Source organism: Nonomuraea sp. NPDC048892, from assembly GCF_040649735.1.
GTDB lineage: Bacteria > Actinomycetota > Actinomycetes > Streptosporangiales > Streptosporangiaceae > Nonomuraea > Nonomuraea maheshkhaliensis.
The window spans coordinates 210,944-231,501 of sequence record NZ_JBEZFZ010000008.1; the positions used below are offsets into that span (position 1 = coordinate 210,944).

Here is a 20,558-nt window from a genome sequence, read left to right on the forward strand (position 1 = left end):
CCCAGACTAAAGCAGGTCAAAGCAGGTAAAAGCAGCACGACATCCTTTGACCGTGGGCGAAATGTCAACGTATTAGCGTGTTGGGCATGGAGTACATCGCTCGTGACGCCGACATCGCGCCCGTCGCCGCGCTGATCGCCGATCCCACGCGGGCGGCGATCCTGACGGCCCTGCTCGACGGTCGCGCCCTGGCGGCGGGGGAACTGGCCAGGATGGCCGGCGTGAGCGCGGCCACCGCCAGCGCCCACCTCGCCAGGCTGCTGGACGGCGGGCTGGTCGACGTCGTACGCCAGGGCCGCCACCGCTACTACCGCCTGTCCGGGCACGAGGTGGCCGAGGTGCTGGAGGTGCTGGCCAGGATCAGCGCCCGCCCCCCGGTACGCTCGCTGCGCCAGTCCCGGCAGGCCAGGCGGCTGGAGGAGGCCCGTACGTGCTACGACCACCTCGCGGGCCGAGCCGGCGTGGGCCTGCTCGACCGGCTCGTGGCGGGCGGCCACCTCGCGGGCGGCGACCTGACCGAGTCGGGGGAACGGCTGCTGGCGCGGCTGGGCGTGGACGTGGCGGGCGCGCGCGGATCCAGGCGGCGCTTCGCACCCGAATGCCTCGACTGGACCGAGCGCAGGGCGCACCTCGGCGGGGCGCTCGGCGCGGCGATCACGGAGGTGCTGTTCGAACGCGGGTGGTACCGCCGGGACAGCGTGCCCAGGGCCGTGACCCTCACAGAGGCGGGGGAGGAGGGGCTGGCGGAACTCTTCGGAAGTAAGGAGCTAACATCGGGTACGCCGGTTACCTGAGTGGGAGAGACGCAACATGGGCGACAACGGAGTCGTGAACGTCGGTCCTGAGCCGCTGAGCTTCGAGGACGTCATCAGGGTGGCCCGCCACGGGGCCCCCGTCCAGCTCACCGACGACGCCATCGCCGCCGTCGCGGCGGCCCGCCAGCGGGTGGACGAGCTGGCCGAGAGCCCCACGCCCGCGTACGGCATCTCGACCGGGTTCGGGGCCCTGGCCACCCGCCACATCGACCCCGCGCTGCGCGCCCAGCTCCAGCGCTCGCTGGTGCGCTCCCACGCGGCCGGCAACGGCCCCGAGGTGGAGACCGAGGTGGTGCGCGCGCTCATGCTGCTGCGCCTGCACACCCTGGCCACCGGCCACACGGGCATCAGGCCGACCACGGCCAAGACCCTGGCCGCGCTGATCAGCTCGGGCATCACGCCGATCGTGCACGAGTACGGCAGCCTCGGCTGCTCCGGCGACCTGGCCCCGCTGGCGCACGTGGCGCTCACCCTCATGGGCGAGGGCGTCGTACGGGACGCCTCGGGGACCGTGCGACCGGCGGCCGAGGCGCTCAAGCAGGCCAGGATCGAGCCGGTCGAGCTGGCCGCCAAGGAGGGCCTGGCGCTGATCAACGGCACGGACGGCATGCTCGGCATGCTCATCCTGGCCCTCGACGACCTCACCAGGCTCGTCAGGACCGCCGACGTGAGCGCCGCGATGAGCGTGGAGGCCCTGCTCGGCACCGACCGCGTGTTCGCCCCCGAGTTGCAGGCGCTGCGGCCGCACCCGGGCCTCGCGCTCTCCGCCGCCAACATGACCAAGGTCCTGCGCGACTCGGGCGTCATGGCCAGCCACCGCGACCCGGACGACTGCACGCGCGTGCAGGACGCGTACTCGCTGCGCTGCGCCCCCCAGGTCGCCGGGGCGGCCCGCGACACGATCGCGCACGCCGCCACCGTGGCCGGCTGGGAGCTGGCCAGCGCCGTCGACAACCCGGCCGTGCTGGACGACGGGAGGGTGGAGTCCAACGGCAACTTCCACGGCGCGCCGGTCGCGTACGTGCTGGACTTCCTCGCCGTCGTGGCCGCCGACCTGGCCTCCATGTCCGAACGCCGGACGGACCGCTTCCTGGACGTCGCCCGCAACCACGGGTTGCCCGCGTTCCTGGCCGACGACCCCGGCGTCGACTCCGGCCACATGATCGCCCAGTACACCCAGGCGGCCATCGTCTCGGAGCTGAAGCGGCTGGCCGTGCCCGCCAGCGTCGACTCCATCCCCAGCTCGGCCATGCAGGAGGACCACGTCTCCATGGGCTGGTCGGCCGCGCGCAAGCTGCGCAGGTCCGTGGACGGGCTGACCAGGGTGCTGGCCGTGGAGGTGCTCACCGCCGCCCGCGCCCTCGACCTGCGCGCGCCGCTGGAGCCGGCGCCCGCGACGGCGGCCGTGGTCAGGGCGCTGCGCGAGACCGTGCCCGCGCCGGGCCCCGACCGCTTCCTGGCCCCGGAGATCGAGTCGGCCGTGCGGCTGGTGGCCGATGGCGGCGTCGTCGCGGCGGCCGAGTCGGTCACGGGCCCGCTCGCCTGAGTGGCCGCCGATCTGCCGGGCCCGTCTCCTAGCGGCCCGGCAGGGCCACGATCAGGTCCACCTCCAGCACCAGACCCGGCAGGAACAGCTTCGACACCTCCACCGTCGTGCTGGCCGGGGGCGTGCCGGTGATGTACTTCCGGCGCACCCGCCCGAGCGCGGCCCTGTCCTCCATGTCCGTCAGGTACGTCCGGATGAACGCCACGTCCTCGAACGTCGCCCCCTGATCGGCCAGGATGCGGGCGATGACCTGGAAGACGTACTCGGCCTGGACCTCCATGGAGCCGGGCCCGACCACCTCGCCCCGCTCGTCGAAGGCCGCCTGCCCGGAGACGTAGAGGGTGTCGCCGGCCCGGACGGCGTGCGAGTAGAAGCCGTTCGTGGCGGGAATCGTGGGCAGGTTCAGCGGCACGGCCCGCCGCCCAGGACGCTCAGGGGAAGGCTCGTCGACGGGGTCCCCGCCGACGTGGACCGCGATGGCCGTCAGGTCGCGCCCGCCCAGCCCGGCGGCCCGTGCTTCCTGCAGCCTGGCCCTCGCGGACGCGGCCATCGAGGCACCCTCCCAGGCCGCCAGCTCCAGGTCCTTGGTGGCGTGCCCGAGCGAGTACCTGGTCTCCTCCGCCGGGGTCCGCAGCCGCTCGGCCATCGCGCCGAGCGGGGTGCCCGCCAGCACGTCGAGCAGCGCGCCACGGTCCACGCCGTGCGCCCGCCCGTACGCGAGCGTCTCCGCCACCAGCACCTGCGCGGGCACGAGCGCGCTCATGACGGCGAGCTTCATGGCCGCGCCTGACCCCAGCGGCCCGGTCTCGCGTACGGAGCCGAACACCGACAGCACCTCGCGGCATCCCGCCACGTCACCGCCGGCCAGCATCGTCAGACCGCCCTCCGCGGCCGGCCCCACGCTGCCCAGCACCGGCGCGTCCACCAGCCCCACCTCCGGCGGGAGCAGCGCGCGCAGCGCGTGCACCGCCTCGGGGCCGATCGTGGACATCTCCACCACCGTCGCGCCGGGCCGCAGCCCCGGCAGCGCCGCCGTCAGCACCTCGCGCACCGCCGCGGGATCGCTGAGCATGGTGATGACCAGCTCGGCCCCCTCGACCGCGTCGGCCACCGCCACGCCGTCCGCGCGCCGCCACGTCGTCACCTTGTGCCCGGCCACCATGAGCCGCCGCGCCATCGGGACGCCCATGCGTCCCTGCCCGAGAAATGCGATCTGTCCGAGAAATGCAGTCACGTGCCTCAGTGAACCCCGTCGCGAGGTATTCCACCACCGACTAGATTGCATACCAGCCATGCCTGACACGAATGCCTTTGACACCGCGGCGCTGCACCTGTTCGACGAGGTCGCGCGGAGCGGCTCGTTCACCGCCGCCGCCGAGCTGCTCGGATACACCCAGTCCGCGGTCTCCCGCCGCGTGGCCGCGCTGGAGCGCGCCGCCGGCGGGCCGCTGTTCGAGCGCCTGGCCCGGGGCGTGCGCCTCACGCCCGCCGGCGCGGCGCTGCACCGGCACGCCGTGGCCGTGCTCGACCGGCTCGACCGCGCGGGGGAGGAGCTGGCCGCCATCCACGGCGGGCGCGGCGGCACGCTGCGGGTGGGCGCGTTCGCCACGGCCAACGTCGACCTGGTGCCGGGCACGTTCAAGCGGTTCGCGAGCCGTAACCCGCGCGTGGAGCTGCGGCTGACGGAGGGGCTCAGCGCCCGCCTGATGGACCGGCTGCACGCGGGCGCCCTCGACGTGGCCGTCATCAGCGACTATCCGGCCGGCCTGCCGGCGGGAGACGCGACCACCGTGCCGCTGATCGAGGACCGGCTGTTCGTCGCCCTGCCCGCCGGGCACCGGCTGGCCGCCGAGCCGGAGGTGGACCTGTGCGACCTGGCCACCGAGACCTGGATCGAGGCCGCGCCGCGCGGCCAGCCGACGCTGCTGGTGACGGCGTGCGCGGCGGCCGGCTTCACGCCGCGCAGCGGGCTGCGGGTGGCCGAATGGTCGGGCAAGTTCGGGTTCGTCGCCGCGGGGCTCGGGGTGACGCTGGTGCCGGAGCTCGCGGCGCGGGCCGTACCGCCGGATCTGGTGCTCAAACCGCTGAAGGGTACGGCGCCCGTACGGAAGGTCTACGCGGCCCTGCCCGATCCGCCACTGCCCGCCGCGCTGGAGCTGGTCCGGATGCTGGGACAATGGAAGACGTGTACGACGGTTTCGCCTACTTAGGTCACATGCTCGCCACCGGGTTGCGCGACGTGGCCTCAGACCTCGCCGCGCTCGACAGCGAGGGCTGGTGGGCCGTCGTCGTCGACTACGAGGGCAAGGTGACGTGCGCCCGGTTCGACCGGGTGCGCCGCGCACCCCTGCCCACTCCCGCCGCCCCCTGGCGTGGCCCCCGCCCCGACCAGTGGCGCAGTTCCCTCGACCGGGCCGGCTACGAGCGCGGCGTGCGCGCCATCAGGGACTACATCGAGCAGGGCGAGGTCTACCAGGCCAACCTCTGCCGGGTCCTGCGCGCGCCCGTCCCGCACGACGCCGACCCGCTCGCGCTGGCCGCCCGGCTCGCCGAAGCCCACCCGGCGTCGTACGCGGCCGTGATCCAGGTCCCCGGCCTCAGCGTGGTCTCGGCCTCGCCGGAGCTGTACCTGTCGCGCGACGGCGACGTCATCGAGTCCGGGCCCATCAAGGGCACGGCCGAGACCGTGGACGACCTGCTCGAAAAGGACTACGCCGAAAACGTTATGATCGTCGACCTCGTGCGCAACGACCTCGGCCGGGTCGCGGCCGTCGGCTCCGTCGAGGTGCCGTCGTTGTGCGCGGTCGAGGAATACCCGGGGATGGTCCATCTCGTCTCCACCGTGCGCGCCCGGCTCGCGCAGGGGGCAGGCTGGCCCGAGCTCTTCGCCGCGACCTTCCCGCCCGGATCTGTCACGGGCGCGCCGAAGTCGTCGGCTCTGCGCATCATCAATGAGCTCGAACCGGTCCCCCGGGGCCCGTACTGTGGGGCCGTGGGCTGGGTCGACGCCGACCGAGGCAGGGCGGCGCTGGCCGTAGGCATCAGGACATTCTGGATCTCGCCCTCGGCCGACGGGCAGGACGAGCTCCGGTTCGGCACGGGAGCGGGCATCACCTGGGGCAGCGACCCCGGGCGCGAGTGGTTCGAGACCGAGCTCAAAGCAGCCAGGCTGATCGCGCTGGCATCCACAGGAGGAATCTGAATGAACATCCCTGTCTGGGTCAACGGGCAAGTGATCGACCCCGGGAAGGCCACCGTCTCGGTGTTCGACCACGGGCTCATGGTCGGCGACGGCGTCTTCGAGACGATCAAGATCGTTGACGGCAAGTCGTTCGCGCTCACCCGCCACCTCGACCGGCTCACGCTCTCCGCCCAGCGCATGGACCTGCCCGACCCCGACGTCGAGGCCATCGCCGACGGCATCGACCGGCTCCTGGCCGTCGCGCCCGCCTGGTCCCTCGGGCGCATCCGCGTCACCTACACCAGCGGCCCGGGCCCGCTCGGCTCCGACCGCGGCGACCAGGGCACCACCTCCGTCGTCATCGTGGACGAGCAGAAGCCGTTCCCCGAGACGGCCAACGTCGCCGTCGTCCCGTGGCCGCGCAACGAGCGCGGCGCCCTGTCCGGCGTCAAGAGCACCTCCTACGGCGACAACGCCAAGGCGCTGCTGCACGCGAAGCGGCGCGGCGGCGGCGAGGCCATCTTCGGCAACCTGGCCGGCAACCTGTGCGAGGGCACCGGCTCCAACATCTTCATCGTCCGCGACGGCCGCCTGCTCACGCCCACCCTCGGCTCCGGCTGCCTGGCCGGCGTCACCCGGGCGCTGGTGCTCGAATGGTGCGGGGGCGAGGAGGTGGACGTGCCGCTCCAGGCCCTGTACGAGGCCGAGGAGGCGTTCCTCACCTCCACCACCCGCGACGTCCAGCCGATCAAGCTGGTCGACGACACCGAGCTGCCCGCCGCGCCCGGCCCGATCACGACCAAGGCCATGCAGGTCTTCGCCGAGCGCTCGGCCGCCGACCTCAACCCCTGACCCGCGACCACCGTGGGCCCTGCACCGGGCCCACGGTCGCTGCGTCAGTACGTCTTCTGCGTCTGAACGTTGAAGTCGTCCATCTTGACCTCCGCGGCCGGATCGGTCAGCGGATCGGTGATCTTCAGAACGTCCAGCCCCTCCAGGATGTCACTGGAGTAGATGTAGCCGTTGTAGTAGTACGCCGACCACGAGCCCGCGATGCCCCCTTCCGGGTGCGGGCCGCGCTCGAAGAACCCGATCTCCTTCGGCGCGGACGAGTCGGTGAAGTCCCAGATCGACACGCCGCCCTGATACCACGCCTGCACCATGATGTCCTTGCCCTTCACGGGCACCAGGGAGCCGTTGTGGGCCACGCAGTTCTCGTCCTCCTGCTGCGCCCTCGGGATCTTGAAGTAGCCGCGCTTCTCCAGCTTGCCGTCGACCAGGTCGTACACGGCGTTCGCGCCCTTGGTGGCCGGGGTGTTGTCGTCGCAGGTGGCCTGGCCGCCGCCGCCCAGCTCGTCGCTGAACACGACCTTCGTCCCGTCGTTGTTGAACGTCGCCGAGTGCCAGATCTGGAAGTTCTCGGTGTCGGTGAGCTGCTGGAGCACCTTCGGCTTGACCGGGTCGGCGATGTCGAGCAGCACGCCGTCACCGAAGCAGGCGGCCGCGGCCAGCTTCTTCTCCGGGTACGCGGTGATGTCGTGGCAGCCGGAGGCGAACTCGGAGTGCTGCCGGTCCGGGAAGATGTCCGGCTTCGCGATGACTTTTGCCTTCTCCGGGGACTTCATGGGAACTTCCACGATCTGGATGAGTTCGTGGGGGGCGGGGCAGGTCTCCGAGTCCGGTTCCGGGCCCGGCGACGAGACGTACACGTAGAGGCTCTCCCCGGCGGGGACCATCGTGTGGGTGTGGGAGCCGCACTCGGTCTGGACCGCGCCGACGTACTCAGGGCTCTTCTTGTCGCTGATGTCGAAGATGCGCAGGCCCTCCCACTTGCGCTGGCCTTCGCCCGAGTCGCACTCCGGGCCGCCGCGCGGCTCGTCGATCGACAGGATCAGCAGGTTCTCGTGCACCGTCACGTCGTTCTGCTGCGCCGGGCAGGCCACCTGGCTGACGACCTCCGGCTTCTCCGGGTCGCTGATGTCGTAGATCGCGAAACCGCCGAAGTTCCCGACATAGGCGTAGTCGCCCTGGAAGGCCAGATCGGTGTTGAAGTCGGCCTCCCCGTCGAACGGGGCCGCCCGCGGGATGTGGGCGACGTGCTCGACGTTCGCGCTCGTCATCACGTCACCCGTGGGCGACGCGGCGGGCGTGCTAGCCGGAGCGCTGCTCTCCTGCGGACTGGCGGACGTCGGCGTACCGGCCGCGGGTGGCTCCGCGGCGCAGGCGGAGGCCATTAACAGCGCCGTGCACAGCAACGCTCCGCGCAATGTGGCAGAGATCAACGCGCATCCCCTTTGTCTCGTAGCTCACTATGGAAGCTATGTCAGCAGGTTCGAGGCCGCGTACGGTAATCATCACAGTTATGGCGACATTTGCGCTTACTGCGTGCACACCGGAGCCACCTCGGCCCGCCGGGCCGTCACCCATAGGTACGCAGGCGCCGGTCATCGTGCCCGGCAGCCCCGGCGTTCCGGCCCGTACGGCCGCACCGGGGGAGCGCGTCGGGCAGACCCCGGCCGCCACGGTCGCCTCGGACGTGCGCTTCGCGGAGGGGATGATCCCGCACCACCGGCAGGCGCTGGAGATGACCTCACTGGTGGAGGCGCGGACGACGACGCCGGCCATCCGCTCGTTCGCCCGCCAGATCGCCGCCGCCCAGACCCCGGAGATCAAGGCCATGACCACCTGGCTACGCGAACTGGGCCGCGACACCCCCGCCGGGCACACGCACACGATGGACCCCGGCTACGGCATGGCCACCCAGGAGCAGCTGAACGCGCTGCGCGCCGCCCAGGGAGGGGTCTTCGACCGCATGTTCCTGCAGCTCATGACCAGGCACCACGAGGGGGCGGTGAAGATGGCGGGGGAGGAACTGGCCGGGGGCCGCGACCAGCGCATGCGGCTGCTGGCCAAGGACGTCTACTCGGGGCAGAGCATCGAGATCGCCCGCATGCGCGAGGTCCTGCAATCCCTCCCGGCCTAGCGCTCGCTCATGAGAAGGGTGCTATGGCCTCGCTCAGGACGGCCACAACATATTGGTCAACTCAGCATCGAGATCCATGTAGTCGGTCTCACGCCCGGCCGGCACTTTCTCGTACGTACGGTGCAGGAACTCCGTCAGCGGGGCCAGCGGCACCTCGAACAGAGCCTGCCCGAACGGGGACGTCAAGCTGATGTGCAAGGTGCGCTCGCCGTCGGCACGTGCGGGCCACACCTGCACATCGCCGTCGCCGACACGCCTCACGATGCCCACGGTCAGCAACTCGCGGGCGAAGATCCACTCGACCGGTTCGTCGTTCCCTACGTGGAAGGCCATGCGGATGGCGTAAGGGTCGTCGGCTGTGTAACTCAGTCCGGCGAGCAGGGGGACGGTCGTACGGTCGGGGACCACAAGCCGAAGGCCAAGCTCGGCGGAGACGGTGGTGCTGTTCATCGTCAGCCAAACCTTTTCGTCGTAGGTCCCCTCTTCGGGGCTTTCACTGCTCTGACGGACTTCGTCGCGAGCTATGACGCGGAACGAAGAAACCTGTAGGAAAGATTCCGCTTCCAGGGCCTTCTGTAACGCACATCACAGCTGGACATTTAGGCATCTACCAGGCTAAACGGCATCAATCGGGTCGTATTTGCAAGGGTTTTGCGTGCTGTGGAGCCTGCCCCGGACGCGCCGCCCATGAACGTTTCTCACCAAAGATCGTGGCCGATGTCTTCCGGGACACGACGATGGTATGCCACCCGCCCGCCGTGCCGATGGGCAACCGCCGCGTTTCACCCGAATCCCTCTGACCCGACACCCTGAGCTACCCCTCCTTGATCGTCCGCCCCCGTATTGGTTTCGCCGTGGGCCCCGGAGTGCGGTATGGTTTTCCACGTCGGCACCGCAAGGCACCGACAGGGCGGGCGATTAGCTCAGCGGGAGAGCGCTTCGTTCACACCGAAGAGGTCACTGGTTCGATCCCAGTATCGCCCACCGCGAAGATGCAGGTGAGAAGGGGTTTCGGAGTCACTCCGAGGCCCCTCTTCCGTGTCTGGGGAGTCGATGGGAGCCAATCGGGGAGCCATCTCACTCGGAGGCTCTACCCGTGTCGGCTGTCGCCGAAGATGGTGTTCATGGTGTGGGCGCCCTTCGTGATCACGGGTCTGAGCTGATGCCGGTAGACCGCTTCCGTGACGCTGGTGCCCGCGTGCCCGACGAGATCGGCGATGGCCTCGATGGGCACGCCCTGGTCGCTCATGATGGAGACGAACGAGTGACGCAGCTCACGGGGTGTCCAGTTGGTTCCGATCTTCGCGTCCTTGGTGATCTTGCGGAAGACCCGCCGGACGTTGGCGGCGTCCAGGGGAGTGCCGACGCTCGTGCAGAACACCAGATTGTGATCTTGCCATGCCTCGCCTGCCCTGAACTTGTGAGCTACTTGGCGGGTGTGATGTTGCCGGGTGGTCGACGCCGAGCACCCGTTCGCAGTCGGCCAGCGTGGCCTCGTACAGTGGGATGGCCCGGCTCAGATCCCCCGCCTCCTGATACGGTCTCGGGGAACAACGGAGCAGCCAATAGCGGTAGGGGCAGACGGCATGTCATCGTAGTGACGACACATCTGTCATCACTTTGACGACACCCGGAGCTGCGTGCCCATGAAGCCTGCCTAAGACCTGACCAGCTCGTACGACGCACGTCGCTTCCTGCGCGAGGAGAGCCCGAACACGCGCTTCGTCCCATCCGGATACGCCACTCACAACGCTGGCGACATCACCAACGTCCACAACTTGACCAGCCCGTACCGCTCCAAGGACGGCCCCCGGCCCTCCGGCGATGAAGCCCTGGCCGCCCTGACCCTGCTCGCCGAGCTGCGCGACTGGCTGACCGAGGTCGAACCCGACCTGATCGACGCTGCCCGCCAGGCCGGGGTCACCTGGGAGGAGCTCGCGCCTGTGCTGCGCGTGGCCGACCGCCGCGCCGCTCAAAGACGGCGCGCTCCCCGTAGCCCGAGGGCTCTCTGACTCACGGTAACGCCCCTTATCAAGGGTCAAACACCTGGTCTGAATGGGGCTCCTGACCAGGCTCGGAACGGCTTACCGCTATTGGCTGTTCGATTGTTCCCCGAGGCCGGTTGAGGAATGTCGGACGGTGACGGTCCGATCCCGGGATGACCCGCAAACATCGAGAGCCACTTGATGAGCCCACTGCGAACCGCCCTCAGACCTGCTGCAGCCCGATCACCCGCAGCATGTCGAGCGCGGTCGCTTCCGGGGACCCCGGTTCGGCCGAGTACACGAGCACGGTTTGGTGACCGTCCGGGAGCAGCATGACGTCGGAGTCGAGCGAGATCGTGCCCAGGCTGGGGTGCTTGATGGTCTTGGTCGCGGTACGCCACGGGGAGGACCGTCCCTCCCGCCAGAGCTCGTCGAACCGCGGGCTGCCCCGACGTAGGTCCGCGATCAGCTGGATCAGGTCGGGGTCGCCGGGGTATCGGGCCTGTGCGGCACGCAGCGTGCCGACCGAGGCGTGGGCGGCCGCGTCGTCCTCCTCCGCCTGCGCGGCGACCTGGCAGCGGCTGCTGCCGAGGAAACGTTGCCAGATGAGGTTGCGCCGCCCCGGCGGCCAGGCGGACATATCGCCTTGGAGCGCCGCCCCGAGGGGGTTCCAGGCCAGGACGTCTCCCTTGGCCGACAGCACCAGCACGGGGAGGTCCGCCATGCGGTCCAGCAGCCGGAGCACGCTCGGCCGTACGACCATCGCGATCCGCCCCGCCTCGGGCGGCTCGTGGCCTGCGAGCCGGAACAGCAGGTCGCGGTCGTCGTCGTCGAGCCGCAGGGCCTGAGCCAACGCGGCGATGACCTGACGGGAAGGACGAGGTCCGCGCCCTTGCTCCAGCCGGACCACATAGTCGACACTCAGACCCGCGAGCATGGCCAGTTCCTCTCGGCGCAGACCCGGCACCTGGCGGCGCGTTCCAGCCGGCAGTCCGACGTCGTGCGGTCGTACCCGAGCCCGGGACGTGCGGAGGATTTCGGCGAGTTCTGCACGGTTCACCCCTCAACTATGCCTCACACCCGGCCTCGGCCCGGGTGGTACGGCCGGTCCTAGGCCACACCGGTCCTGGTGGGCCCCGGGCGCGCTCGGCGAGGATCTGCTCCATGACAGAACCGAAGACAGTGGCGTTGGTCACCGGAGCAAACAAGGGGCTGGGCCGGGAGACCGTCCGTCAACTGGCCGGAAAGGGATGGCAGGTCTTCCTGGCGGCGCGGGACCGCGAGCGCGGCAGCCGAGCCGCCGAGGAGCTGGCGAAGGAGGGCGCCGAGGTGGAGTTCGTCGAGCTCGACGTCACCTCGGACGAGTCAGTAGCGGCGGCTGTGAAGGCCGTCTCCGAGCGGGTGGATCAACTGGACGTGCTCGTCAACAACGCCGGCGTCGGCGGCCCGATGCTGAGTCCGGCCGACATGGACGCCGACGCCCTCCGCGTGCTGTATGAGGTGAACGTGTTCGGCCAGGTGCGGGTCACCCACGCGTTCCTGCCGTTGCTCCACAGGTCGCAGCAACCCCGTATCGTCATGGTGTCCAGCTCTCTCGCCTCGCTGGCATACGCCGGTGACTCCGCCCGCCCCGAGTACGGCTTTCTGAGCCTGGACTACGCCTCGTCGAAGGCGGCGCTCAACATGATCGTCTCCCAGTACGCCCGGGCGCTGCCTGGATTCCAGGTCAACGCCGCGGACCCGGGCAACCCCGCCACTGATATGAACCATCACACGGGTGTCCACACCGTCACGGAGGGAGCCGCCGCGATCATCAAGTTGGCCACGTCGGACCCCGGCGGGCCGACGGCAGGCTTCTTCGGCAGTGATGGCCCCGTTCCATGGTAGGAGTGAAAATGACCAAGATCCTGACGATCGGACTGCACCCGAGCGCGATCGACTACACCGGATTTCCCGGCCTTGACGAGGCGACGCTCACCGCACGGATCGAGCAGGGCAACGCGGCTCTGCGCGCGGCGGGCCTCGACGCGGTGCCGTGCATGGTCGGCACCGACCCGGACGAGGCAGAAAAGACCGTCCGTGACCGGTTGCCGGAGGGGCCCTTCGACGTGGTCATGATCGGAGGTGGCGTGCGCATGGTCCCTGAGCACACCCTCCTGTTCGAACGGCTGATCAACGTTCTGGCGGCGACGACTCCCGGAATTCGTTTCTGCTTCAACACCTCACCGGAAACAACGATCGACGCCATTCGACGTTGGGTTTGACCTCGCTGCGCGAGGGAGACCGTTCTCGTACATCGTCATCGCTTCGAGGAACAGCCGGCGGCTGGTCGGCCGTCAACGGCTCGAGCGCCCGGTGCCAGGCCGGGGCGCCAGATCCCGGTCAGCTCGCCGACCATCGGGCTCACCATGGCCGGGGCGAGCTCTTCTCAATCAGATCCATTTCACCGGCAACGCCGGCCGCCTCCTCTCGATGGACATCACTGTTGGAGCACCATGACCCATCACATGATCGGCTGCGTGCCGATCAACGATCAGGCCGAAACGCTGGAAGGCACTCTCCAGGCCCCTCGTGGCCTGCCGGGCGGGGCGGGCTACCGCATTCCTGTCCCCGGCTTGCACCGGCCACCAGGCACGCTCCCCGGGTCCGCACGTGGTTGAGCGACGCACCGGCTCGCCGGTTCCGGCCGGCCGGGAGTCGTCCCCGCGCGTCGGCGACTATCGCATCGACCCCGACAGGTCCACGATCCGGTTCAGGACCCGCGCCCTGTTCGGGGTGCTTCCGGTACGCGGAACGTTCACGATCGGAGAGGGCGTGATCAGCGTCCGGAGCCCGCTGGACGACTCGGTCGTCGTGGTGGAGGTCCCCGCGGGCAGCTTCGCCAGCGGGCTGCGGATACGCGACCGGCACGTGCGTGCGGCGGACTTCCTCGATGTGGACACTCATCCGACGATGTTCTTCCGAGGTGGGCCGCCCGGTCAGGCGGGAGCGTCAACGGTGCTGCACGGGAACCTGACCGTGCGCGGCGTCAGTCAACCGCTCAGCCTGGTCCTCGGCTCCGCAACGAGCAACGACACCCTCCTGATGGCCGGCGCCACGGTCACGATCGACCGCTACGCATTCGGCCTGACGAAAGGCCGGGGAATGGCCGCCAGGCATTTGAGGATCGCGATCGAGGTCGTCGCCACCCGCATCACCTGACAGGGCGCTCTCCGGGGAGTGGACCGCGGCCCTTATGTGGGCTGACACCCCCAAGCCAACGGCTCATGTACGTGATAATCGACTCTTATCACGTACATGAGCGATCATGACGGCGCGGCGACCAGGACAACCCCTTGCCGGGACGGTGCGCGACTCCGGCACGTTATCCGGTACATCGCCGCCGGCGTGGCGCGGCGGCTGGCATGAGCGCCGCGCCGGAGGTCGCCGCCCTTCGCGGCGGGCACGTCACCCTCGCTGCGGCCGCCGACGCCTTCCTCGCCACTCCGCGCACGGCCAACCCGAACACTCACCGCGCCTACGCCTCGGCCATCGACCGCGTCATCGCCCTGCTCGGCCACGACCGGCCGCTGGCGGACGTCGCCGACACCGAGATCAGCGCCGAGCTCGCCGAGCTCTGGGACGGATGCGCGCCGGCGACCTGGAACTGCAACCGCGCCGCCGTCACCTCCTGGCTGACCTGGTGCCAGACCAAGAAGCACTGGACCGCCCCGTCGGTCCCGGCCGACGCCGAACGCCGCAAGGAGACCGCCGACGAGACCCGCGCCGTGGCCAAGACCACCATCCACCGGCTCCTCTCACGCCGCGACATCCCGCTGCGCGAGAAGACGCTCTGGCGCATACTGTACGAGACCGCCGCCCGCGCCGCGGAGATCCTGGCGCTGCGCCGATGCGGGCGCTGTTCGAGGTGTTGTGCGGCCCGCTGGCGCAGCCGGTGACGCCCGGAGTGCGGTTCGGCCGCTGTCGAACGGTCTCCTTCGACGGCTGCAGCTCACTGAAGGTGCCCGATACCGGCCGGAACCGGGCCTGGCTGGATCGGCTGGCCCATGGCGGCTATCCCCAGCTGGAGCTGATGACCCTGGTGGAGACCGGCACCCGGGCGATGATCGGCGCTGCCTTCGGCCCCACCGCCCTAGGCGAGACCGACTACGCCAGGCGGCTACTGCACCTGCTGCTGTCGGACATGCTGGTGCTGTGGGACAAGGGCTTCGACGGCAACGACTTCCTCGCCGCGGTGACGGGCACTGGAGCCCAGGTCCTGGGCCGGTTGCGCAGCGCAGCCGGTACGGTGCTCGCGGCGCCCGCCGGCGCCGCGTCCCAGTCCAGCGCTCACGCCGCCGGCATGGCCGGTGGGGCGCACGCGTTCTATTGTGCTGCGGCTGTGGGTGAGGCCGGCCGCGGATCTCCAGGTCGCCCGTGCGCCGTCGAGGGGCCGCCCACCTGCGCGACCTATCATGCCGGGCATGGCTACCGAAGACCGTGACCAGCCCGTTCTCGACGAGGAGCAGGTGAATCGTCTGGCTCGCTACGGCCGGCCGGAGGAGGTCCAGGAGGGGCAGAACCTGTACGCCTCCGGTGACAGTGCCTATGACTTCTTCCTGTTGCGGACGGCGACCGTCGACATCTTCAGGGACGCCACGGCGGTCGAGCCGGAACACCTGGTCCACCGTCGGAATCCGGGGGAGTTCCTCGGCGAGCTGAATCTGCTCACCGGTCAGCAGGTCTATCTGACGGCCCGGGTCGCGGGAGCCGGGACGGTGGTGCGGATCACGGCAGCGGAGTTGCGCCGGGTTCTCGCCGAGCAGGTCGACATCGCGGACGTGCTGATCGAGACGTTCCGGGCGCGGCGTGATCTGTTGCGAGCGTCGGCCGGCAGTGCGCTGGAAGTGGTCGGCAGGCCGGATGCGGCCGAGACGCTTCGGCTGCGTACGTTCGTGACGCAGATGCTGTTGCCGCATGTGTGGCTCGACCCGGAGTCGCTGTCCGGTCGTGCGCTGATGAGATCGATCGGGGCTTCCACGGACGATCTGCCGGTCGCGGTGGCGGGTGGGACGGTGTTGCGCCGCGCCACTCCGGGGACGGTGGCCGAGGCGCTCGGTCTGACCTATCACCCTGCGGCGTGCGTCCCGGATCTGGTGGTGGTCGGCGCCGGGCCGGCCGGGCTCGCCGCGGCCGTCTACGGCGCCTCCGAAGGGCTGGCCACCGTGCTGCTGGACGGCAGCGGGCTGGGCGGGCAGGCCGCGACGAGTGCCCGGATCGAGAACTATCTGGGTTTCCCGCAGGGTGTCAGTGGTGAGGAGCTGACCCGGCTGGCGATGATCCAAGCGCTCAAGTTCGGGGTGCAGATCTTCTCGCCGTGCAAGGTCTCAGGGCTGGATCTGTCGGAGGAGCGGAGGCCGGTGGTGGTGCTCGCCGACGGGTCCCGGATCGAGACCTCCACGGTGATCGCGGCGACCGGGGCACACTATCGGCGCCTCGGCATCCCGCGGTGGGCGGATTTCGAGGAGAGTGGCTGCATCCGCTATGCGGCGACGGAGCTGGAGGTGCGCCGGTACGAGTCTCAGCCGGTGGTCGTGGTCGGTGGCGCCAACTCGGCCGGGCAGGCGGCTCTGTCGCTGGCCGCTCATGGCTGCACGGTGAATCTGGTGGTGCGTTCCGGTGACCTGGGAGCGAAGATGTCGGCGTACCTGGCCAATCGCATCCTGGCCGACTCGCGGATCCGCGTCTGGACCGGCAGCACGGTACGGCAGCTCGGCGGGGACGAAGCGCTCACGTCGGTCGTCATCGCGAGTGGCGATGGCCGCTCGCAACGGCTGGATTGCCGGGGGCTGTTCTGCTTCATCGGGGCGGCGCCGGCGTCGGAGTGGATGGAGGGCGTCGCCAAGGACGCACGCGGCTTCGTCCTCACCGACAGCCGGCTGCCCGGGGGCACCCACGACGCCCCGCTGCCGTTCCAGACCAGCGCATCCCATGTCTTCGCCGTGGGAGACCTCCGCTCAGGCTCGACCAAGCGCGTGGCCACGGCGGTCGGCGAAGGAGCGGGCGCCGTGTCCTCCGTCCACACGGTCCTCGGCGGCTGAAGCGGCCTCACCAGCGCCCGGCTGGACCTTCAGGCGTCACTCCAGCGGGGGAAGGTGGCCGCCTGCCCCACGAGCAGGCCGTCTTCCACCAGGTTCCACATCGTGACGTCCTCGATCCAGAACCGGCGGCCGGACTTGGCGATGCGCTGTCCGCGGTAGCCGGTCGCGTAACCCTTCTCGTGCACGGCGTCCAGGAGTCGCTGCCGGTCCTCGCGCCGGTCCGGCTCCGCCAAGAACCGGGACGGAAGGCCCACGAACTCGGCCCAGTCGTACGCGAAGCAGCGTTGGGCGGTGAGGTTGGCGTAGGTGAAGCGAGGGTCGTCCGCCCCGTCATGGGCCAGGACGCCGAAGGGCGCGTCCTCGTACAGCCAGCGTGCGGTGGCGTCGGGGCCTGCCAGCGCGGTGCCGACGAAGCGCAGATGGCAGGCCGCGAGCAGGGAGAAAAAGCGGTCATTCACCCCGAAACCTTACTTAGTCCCAGATGTCGCCGGCGCGCAGGGCTCTGCCCGGGTCAACGGAGACGTACAGGTGAAGGTCATGCATCTCTAGCGATTTGGTCAAACTCATACGTTTTGTCCCTTTATGTGCACCATATACCTGCTTGGGCGACCTACGCTGAGTGTTTGCTGCGGCTGCCGCGGAAGGGGACAGCCGCAATGAGGAGGAGACGAAGTGTCACCGCTTCCAGGTCCACACTCCATCCGGGCGCGTTACACCGCGGCCGCGGCCGGATTCTCGCTGATCATCATGGGAGTGCTCGGAGTGACGGTGGACCTCGCCACCCGCTACCGGATCCAGGAGAACACCTTCAGCCAGGCCGAACGGGTGGCGAGTCAGTGGAGTGCGGCGGCGCGCAGCGGAGTGGTGCCACGAAGGATCCCCGCCGACCCTCCCGCCGACCTCGTCCAGATCGTGAACTCCCGCCAGCGCGTACTGAACGCCAGCGGGAGGGCCTCCACGACCGTTCCGCTCAGCCGGCTCCGGCCTCCGCCCAACAACCGGTTCCAGCGGCGCATCGAATGCGGGGGAGCGGGGTCGTGCGTGTTGCTGAAGGCCATCCGGCTGACCCCGGACACCGACTCGGGCGTCGTCTACGCCGGCATCCGGGAGCCTGACCTGCTGGCCACCCACCGCCTCGACTACCTCGTCGTCGCGGGCATCGGCCTGATCACCGCCGTCGTGGCCTGGATGGCCTGGATGCTGGTGGGGCGTACGCTGCGGCCTGTCGAGGCCATCAGGGCCCGGATCTCCGAGATCACGGTGAGCGACCTGAGCCTGCGCGTCCCCGTGCCGCCCGGTCGTGACGAGCTCACCCAGCTGGCCACCACGGTCAACCACACGCTCGGCCAGCTGGAGAGCGCGGTGGAGGAGCAGCGCCGGTTCGCCTCCACGACCTCCCACGAGCTGCGCACCCCCATCACCGGGCTGCGCATGCAACTGGAGGAGTCGCTGCACTATCCCGACGACGTGGACGCCCACGAGACCATTCGGACGGCGCTGGCGACCACCGGCCGGCTGGAGGCGATCGTCAACGACCTCCTGCAGCTGGCCCGCCTCCGGGCCGCCGATCCGGTGCCCCCGGAGGAGATCGACCTCGGCGAACTGGTCGCCGCCGAGGTGAACGCGCAGCACCGCCGCTTGCCGGCGAAGGTGCACGCACCGGCAGGACTGCGCATCCGCGGCTCCCGGATGCAGCTGATCCGCGTGATGGACAACCTGCTCACCAATGCCCAGCGGCACGCGGAGAGCTCCGTCGAGATCACCGTCGCACCGGTCGACGACGGGGTCGCGGTCACGGTGGCCGACGACGGGCCCGGCATCCCGCCCGCGCACCGCGAGCGGGTCTTCGAACGCTTCGTCCGCCTCGACGACGGCCGCCGCCGCGATCCCGGCGGCAGCGGGCTCGGCCTGGCCATCTCGCGTGACATCGCCCGCGCCCATCACGGCACCCTGCGGGTCGCGGACTCACAGCGTGGGGCCACGTTCGTGTTGTGGCTGCCCCTCATGGACGCGTTCCGCTGAGACGGTGATCCTCGGTGGTCGAGGCTCCGGGTTGCGTTCGGCGGGGGCAGGAGCCGGCTCTGAGTGCCACAAGAAAGCGAAAAATCATGACATATCGCCTCGAAGCCGGGCGGCCATCCATGCGACCGTGCAGGTGTGGAGGTGGTGGTGATGACCACGATGCCGCAAGCGTTCACACAGGCCGCGAGGAGACACGGAGTGCCGGAGAGCGTCCTGCTCGCCGTCTCCTACATGGAATCGCGCTGGGACTGTAACGGTGGCAAGCCCAGCACGGCCGCCGGGTTCGGCCCCATGCACCTCACCGACGGTGACGCGCCCGGCACCTCGCGGCGCCACCCCATCGACCCCTCCCAGCAGGCGGGGCAGGACGGTGGGTCCCTGCACACCCTGGAACGGGCCGCCGAGCTGACCGGGCAGAGCGTCGAGCGCCTGCGCAAGGACCCGGCCGCCAACGTCGACGGCGGCGCGGCGCTGCTCGCCGAGTATCAGCGCGCCCTGGGCGCCCCGCCGAGCGCCGACCCCGCCGAGTGGTACGGCGCGGTGGCGCGCTACTCGGGCGCCACCGACGAGGAGACCGCGGCGGGCTTCGCCGACGAGGTGTACGAGGTCATCCACGAGGGCGCCACCCGGCTGACCGACATCGGCACGGAGATGACGCTGCCGTCCTCCCCGGAGGTGCGCCCGTCCCGCTTCTGGCTGACCAGGCTGAACCTGCCGCATCTGGCCCGCAGCGACGAGGTGGAGTGCCCCGCAGGGCTCTCCTGTGAGTGGATCCCGGCGCCCTACGTCGAACTGCCGAACGGCAAGTACGGCAACCACGACAAGGCCGACCGGCCCACCAGCCAGACGATCCACTACATCGTCATCCACGACACCGAGGAGCTGTACGACAAGACGCTCGACATCGTCAGAGACCCGAAGGAAGCCAGCTGGCACTACACGCTGCGCTCGCACGACGGGCACCTCGCCCAGCACGTACGTACCAAGGACGTGGCCTGGCACGCCAGGAACTGGTATATGAACCCCAAGGCGATCGGCCTGGAGCACGAGGGCTTCCTCGCCGCCGGCGGCACCTGGTACACCGAGGCGATGTACCGCACGTCCGCCAAGCTCGTGCGCTACCTGGCCGACAGGTTCGGGGTCCCGCTGGATCGCGCCCACATCCTCGGCCATGACAACGTGCCCGGCCTGGTGCCGGAGTCGTTTGAGACCATGCACGAAGACCCGGGCCCGTACTGGGACTGGGCCCACTTCTTCGACCTGCTGGGGGCTCCGCTGCGCCCTGACGGCGATGCCGGCACGGCCACGGTCATGATCCTGCCGGACTACGACCGCAACCGTCCGCACTACATCGGCTGCGACGAGGCCCACCCCGCCGCCACCTGCCCGGCGCACGGGTCGGCCTCGATCTGGCTGCACACCGAGCCGCGCGAGGATTCGCCCCTCGTCAAGGACATCGGCAAGCACCCGACGGGAGACTCCACGTTCAGCGTGTACGACCACGCCGCCCGTGCCGTCACCGGGCAGCGCTACGTCGTCGCTGAGCGGCGAGGCGACTGGACCGCCATCTGGTACCTGGGGCAGAAGGCGTGGTTCCACAACCCGGCCTCCGCTCCCGTCGCCGTGCCCAGCCGGGCCCGGATGGTGAAGCCCCGGCCGGGGCTGGCCTCGGTCCCCCTGTACGGCCGCGCGTACCCGGAGGCGTCGGCCTTCCCCGCGGGCGTGGAGGTGCAGCCGCTGGCCCCGCTGCAGTACACGTTCCCGGCCGGGCAGTCGTACACGATCGGCCTGACCACGACCGGCGAGTACTACAAGGCGAACACCTTCGACACCACGCAACATGTGGTGGTCCGGGGCGCCGACGAGTACCACCAGATCCAGTTCGGCCACCGCGTCATGTTCGTCAGGAACGAGGACGTCGTGGTGAGCGAGGCGTGAGGCCCGCG

Annotated in this window: 20 protein-coding genes, 1 tRNA gene and 2 pseudogenes; 16 read left to right on the plus strand and 7 right to left on the minus strand. The window is 70.0% G+C overall.

The window, feature by feature from the left end; translation table 11 throughout:
• The first annotated feature begins 86 nt into the window (after positions 1 to 86).
• Both AB0C28_RS27565 and hutH read left to right on the plus strand, forming a co-directional pair.
• Entirely contained in the window at positions 87 to 794 is a 708-nt protein-coding gene (locus tag AB0C28_RS27565; RefSeq protein ID WP_357850831.1) for a winged helix-turn-helix domain-containing protein, read from the plus strand.
• A 16-nt stretch (positions 795 to 810) separates the two neighbouring features.
• Positions 811 to 2,361: a histidine ammonia-lyase gene (gene hutH / locus AB0C28_RS27570; RefSeq protein ID WP_358078431.1), complete on the plus strand. Its 1,551-nt coding sequence runs from the start codon at positions 811 to 813 to the stop codon at positions 2,359 to 2,361.
• 28 nt (positions 2,362 to 2,389) lie between these two features.
• Here hutH and AB0C28_RS27575 read toward each other — a convergent pair whose 3' ends face one another.
• Positions 2,390 to 3,595: a Rid family hydrolase gene (locus AB0C28_RS27575; RefSeq protein ID WP_358078434.1), complete on the minus strand. Its 1,206-nt coding sequence runs from the start codon at positions 3,593 to 3,595 to the stop codon at positions 2,390 to 2,392.
• A 58-nt stretch (positions 3,596 to 3,653) separates the two neighbouring features.
• Here AB0C28_RS27575 and AB0C28_RS27580 point away from each other — a divergent pair, with 58 nt between their 5' ends.
• Genes AB0C28_RS27580 through AB0C28_RS27590 form a run of 3 tightly spaced genes read left to right on the plus strand, consistent with a single transcriptional unit; the run spans position 3,654 to position 6,394 of the window.
• Positions 3,654 to 4,571: a LysR family transcriptional regulator gene (locus tag AB0C28_RS27580; RefSeq protein ID WP_357850839.1), complete on the plus strand. Its 918-nt coding sequence runs from the start codon at positions 3,654 to 3,656 to the stop codon at positions 4,569 to 4,571.
• The gene (locus tag AB0C28_RS27585; protein WP_358078437.1) at positions 4,538 to 5,563 is read left to right on the plus strand and encodes a chorismate-binding protein; all 1,026 of its coding nucleotides are present in this window, start codon (positions 4,538 to 4,540) and stop codon (positions 5,561 to 5,563) included. The genes AB0C28_RS27580 and AB0C28_RS27585 overlap by 34 nt, the downstream gene beginning before the upstream one ends.
• Entirely contained in the window at positions 5,564 to 6,394 is an 831-nt protein-coding gene (locus AB0C28_RS27590) for an aminotransferase class IV (protein WP_357850845.1), read from the plus strand.
• A 44-nt stretch (positions 6,395 to 6,438) separates the two neighbouring features.
• Here the strand turns inward: AB0C28_RS27590 and AB0C28_RS27595 are convergent, their stop codons facing one another.
• Complete coding sequence (locus AB0C28_RS27595; RefSeq protein ID WP_357850848.1) at positions 6,439 to 7,662, minus strand: hypothetical protein; 1,224 nt, start codon at positions 7,660 to 7,662, stop codon at positions 6,439 to 6,441.
• Positions 7,663 to 7,991: 329 nt separating this feature from the next.
• Here AB0C28_RS27595 and AB0C28_RS27600 point away from each other — a divergent pair, with 329 nt between their 5' ends.
• Positions 7,992 to 8,525, plus strand: coding sequence for a DUF305 domain-containing protein (locus AB0C28_RS27600; protein WP_358078439.1), 534 nt, complete (start codon positions 7,992 to 7,994; stop codon positions 8,523 to 8,525).
• Positions 8,526 to 8,558: 33 nt separating this feature from the next.
• Here the strand turns inward: AB0C28_RS27600 and AB0C28_RS27605 are convergent, their stop codons facing one another.
• Positions 8,559 to 8,975 (minus strand): SsgA family sporulation/cell division regulator, encoded by a 417-nt coding sequence (locus AB0C28_RS27605; RefSeq protein WP_103958541.1) that lies wholly within the window; start codon positions 8,973 to 8,975, stop codon positions 8,559 to 8,561.
• 462 nt (positions 8,976 to 9,437) lie between these two features.
• Here AB0C28_RS27605 and AB0C28_RS27610 point away from each other — a divergent pair.
• A tRNA-Val gene (locus AB0C28_RS27610) sits at positions 9,438 to 9,509 on the plus strand.
• Positions 9,510 to 9,615: 106 nt separating this feature from the next.
• Here the strand turns inward: AB0C28_RS27610 and AB0C28_RS27615 are convergent.
• Both AB0C28_RS27615 and AB0C28_RS27620 read right to left on the minus strand, forming a co-directional pair.
• A pseudogene (locus AB0C28_RS27615) lies at positions 9,616 to 9,921 on the minus strand (tyrosine-type recombinase/integrase); the annotation flags it as partial.
• A gap of 64 nt (positions 9,922 to 9,985) precedes the next feature.
• Positions 9,986 to 10,087: pseudogene (locus AB0C28_RS27620) on the minus strand (hypothetical protein); the annotation flags it as partial.
• Between the two features lie 216 nt (positions 10,088 to 10,303).
• Between AB0C28_RS27620 and AB0C28_RS27625 the strand changes: the two are divergent.
• Positions 10,304 to 10,537, plus strand: a complete 234-nt coding sequence (locus AB0C28_RS27625) for a hypothetical protein (RefSeq protein ID WP_358078442.1) — start codon at positions 10,304 to 10,306, stop codon at positions 10,535 to 10,537.
• Positions 10,538 to 10,733: 196 nt separating this feature from the next.
• On the opposite strand, the gene AB0C28_RS27630 is transcribed toward AB0C28_RS27625, so the two are convergent.
• Positions 10,734 to 11,570 (minus strand): helix-turn-helix transcriptional regulator, encoded by an 837-nt coding sequence (locus AB0C28_RS27630; protein WP_357850915.1) that lies wholly within the window; start codon positions 11,568 to 11,570, stop codon positions 10,734 to 10,736.
• A gap of 104 nt (positions 11,571 to 11,674) precedes the next feature.
• On the opposite strand from AB0C28_RS27630, the gene AB0C28_RS27635 reads away from it, so the two are divergent.
• From AB0C28_RS27635 to AB0C28_RS27660, 6 genes are all read left to right on the plus strand, one after another.
• Entirely contained in the window at positions 11,675 to 12,397 is a 723-nt protein-coding gene (locus tag AB0C28_RS27635; protein WP_357850917.1) for an SDR family oxidoreductase, read from the plus strand.
• Positions 12,398 to 12,405: 8 nt separating this feature from the next.
• On the plus strand, positions 12,406 to 12,774 hold the full coding sequence (locus tag AB0C28_RS27640) for a hypothetical protein (protein WP_326642252.1): 369 nt from the start codon (positions 12,406 to 12,408) through the stop codon (positions 12,772 to 12,774).
• Positions 12,775 to 13,162: 388 nt separating this feature from the next.
• Positions 13,163 to 13,711, plus strand: a complete 549-nt coding sequence (locus AB0C28_RS27645) for a YceI family protein (RefSeq protein ID WP_358078445.1) — start codon at positions 13,163 to 13,165, stop codon at positions 13,709 to 13,711.
• 203 nt (positions 13,712 to 13,914) lie between these two features.
• Positions 13,915 to 14,448 (plus strand): hypothetical protein, encoded by a 534-nt coding sequence (locus tag AB0C28_RS27650; protein WP_358078448.1) that lies wholly within the window; start codon positions 13,915 to 13,917, stop codon positions 14,446 to 14,448.
• Positions 14,400 to 14,993, plus strand: coding sequence for a hypothetical protein (locus AB0C28_RS27655; RefSeq protein ID WP_358078450.1), 594 nt, complete (start codon positions 14,400 to 14,402; stop codon positions 14,991 to 14,993). Before AB0C28_RS27650 ends, AB0C28_RS27655 begins: the two co-directional genes overlap by 49 nt.
• Positions 14,974 to 16,590, plus strand: a complete 1,617-nt coding sequence (locus AB0C28_RS27660; RefSeq protein WP_358078453.1) for an FAD-dependent oxidoreductase — start codon at positions 14,974 to 14,976, stop codon at positions 16,588 to 16,590. The genes AB0C28_RS27655 and AB0C28_RS27660 overlap by 20 nt, the downstream gene beginning before the upstream one ends.
• 29 nt (positions 16,591 to 16,619) lie before the next feature.
• Here the strand turns inward: AB0C28_RS27660 and AB0C28_RS27665 are convergent, their stop codons facing one another.
• Positions 16,620 to 17,048 (minus strand): MEKHLA domain-containing protein, encoded by a 429-nt coding sequence (locus tag AB0C28_RS27665; RefSeq protein ID WP_358078456.1) that lies wholly within the window; start codon positions 17,046 to 17,048, stop codon positions 16,620 to 16,622.
• Between the two features lie 214 nt (positions 17,049 to 17,262).
• On the opposite strand from AB0C28_RS27665, the gene AB0C28_RS27670 reads away from it, so the two are divergent.
• A complete protein-coding gene (locus tag AB0C28_RS27670; RefSeq protein ID WP_358078459.1) occupies positions 17,263 to 18,612 on the plus strand; it encodes a HAMP domain-containing sensor histidine kinase in 1,350 nt (449 codons plus the stop codon).
• Positions 18,613 to 18,810: 198 nt separating this feature from the next.
• Complete coding sequence (locus AB0C28_RS27675; RefSeq protein WP_358078462.1) at positions 18,811 to 20,550, plus strand: peptidoglycan recognition family protein; 1,740 nt, start codon at positions 18,811 to 18,813, stop codon at positions 20,548 to 20,550.
• The last annotated feature ends 8 nt before the right edge of the window (positions 20,551 to 20,558 follow it).

Coding starts and splice junctions, on each gene's coding strand:
- AB0C28_RS27655 (WP_358078450.1), top strand. CDS start 14,400: ATGCGGGCGCTGTTCGAGGTGTTGTGCGGCCCGCTGGCGCAGCCGGTG.
- AB0C28_RS27595 (WP_357850848.1), bottom strand. CDS start 7,662: ATGACGAGCGCGAACGTCGAGCACGTCGCCCACATCCCGCGGGCGGCC.
- AB0C28_RS27580 (WP_357850839.1), top strand. CDS start 3,654: ATGCCTGACACGAATGCCTTTGACACCGCGGCGCTGCACCTGTTCGAC.
- AB0C28_RS27660 (WP_358078453.1), top strand. CDS start 14,974: ATGGCTACCGAAGACCGTGACCAGCCCGTTCTCGACGAGGAGCAGGTG.
- AB0C28_RS27640 (WP_326642252.1), top strand. CDS start 12,406: ATGACCAAGATCCTGACGATCGGACTGCACCCGAGCGCGATCGACTAC.
- AB0C28_RS27590 (WP_357850845.1), top strand. CDS start 5,564: ATGAACATCCCTGTCTGGGTCAACGGGCAAGTGATCGACCCCGGGAAG.
- AB0C28_RS27650 (WP_358078448.1), top strand. CDS start 13,915: ATGAGCGCCGCGCCGGAGGTCGCCGCCCTTCGCGGCGGGCACGTCACC.
- hutH (WP_358078431.1), top strand. CDS start 811: ATGGGCGACAACGGAGTCGTGAACGTCGGTCCTGAGCCGCTGAGCTTC.
- AB0C28_RS27585 (WP_358078437.1), top strand. CDS start 4,538: ATGGAAGACGTGTACGACGGTTTCGCCTACTTAGGTCACATGCTCGCC.
- AB0C28_RS27565 (WP_357850831.1), top strand. CDS start 87: ATGGAGTACATCGCTCGTGACGCCGACATCGCGCCCGTCGCCGCGCTG.
- AB0C28_RS27635 (WP_357850917.1), top strand. CDS start 11,675: ATGACAGAACCGAAGACAGTGGCGTTGGTCACCGGAGCAAACAAGGGG.
- AB0C28_RS27605 (WP_103958541.1), bottom strand. CDS start 8,975: ATGAACAGCACCACCGTCTCCGCCGAGCTTGGCCTTCGGCTTGTGGTC.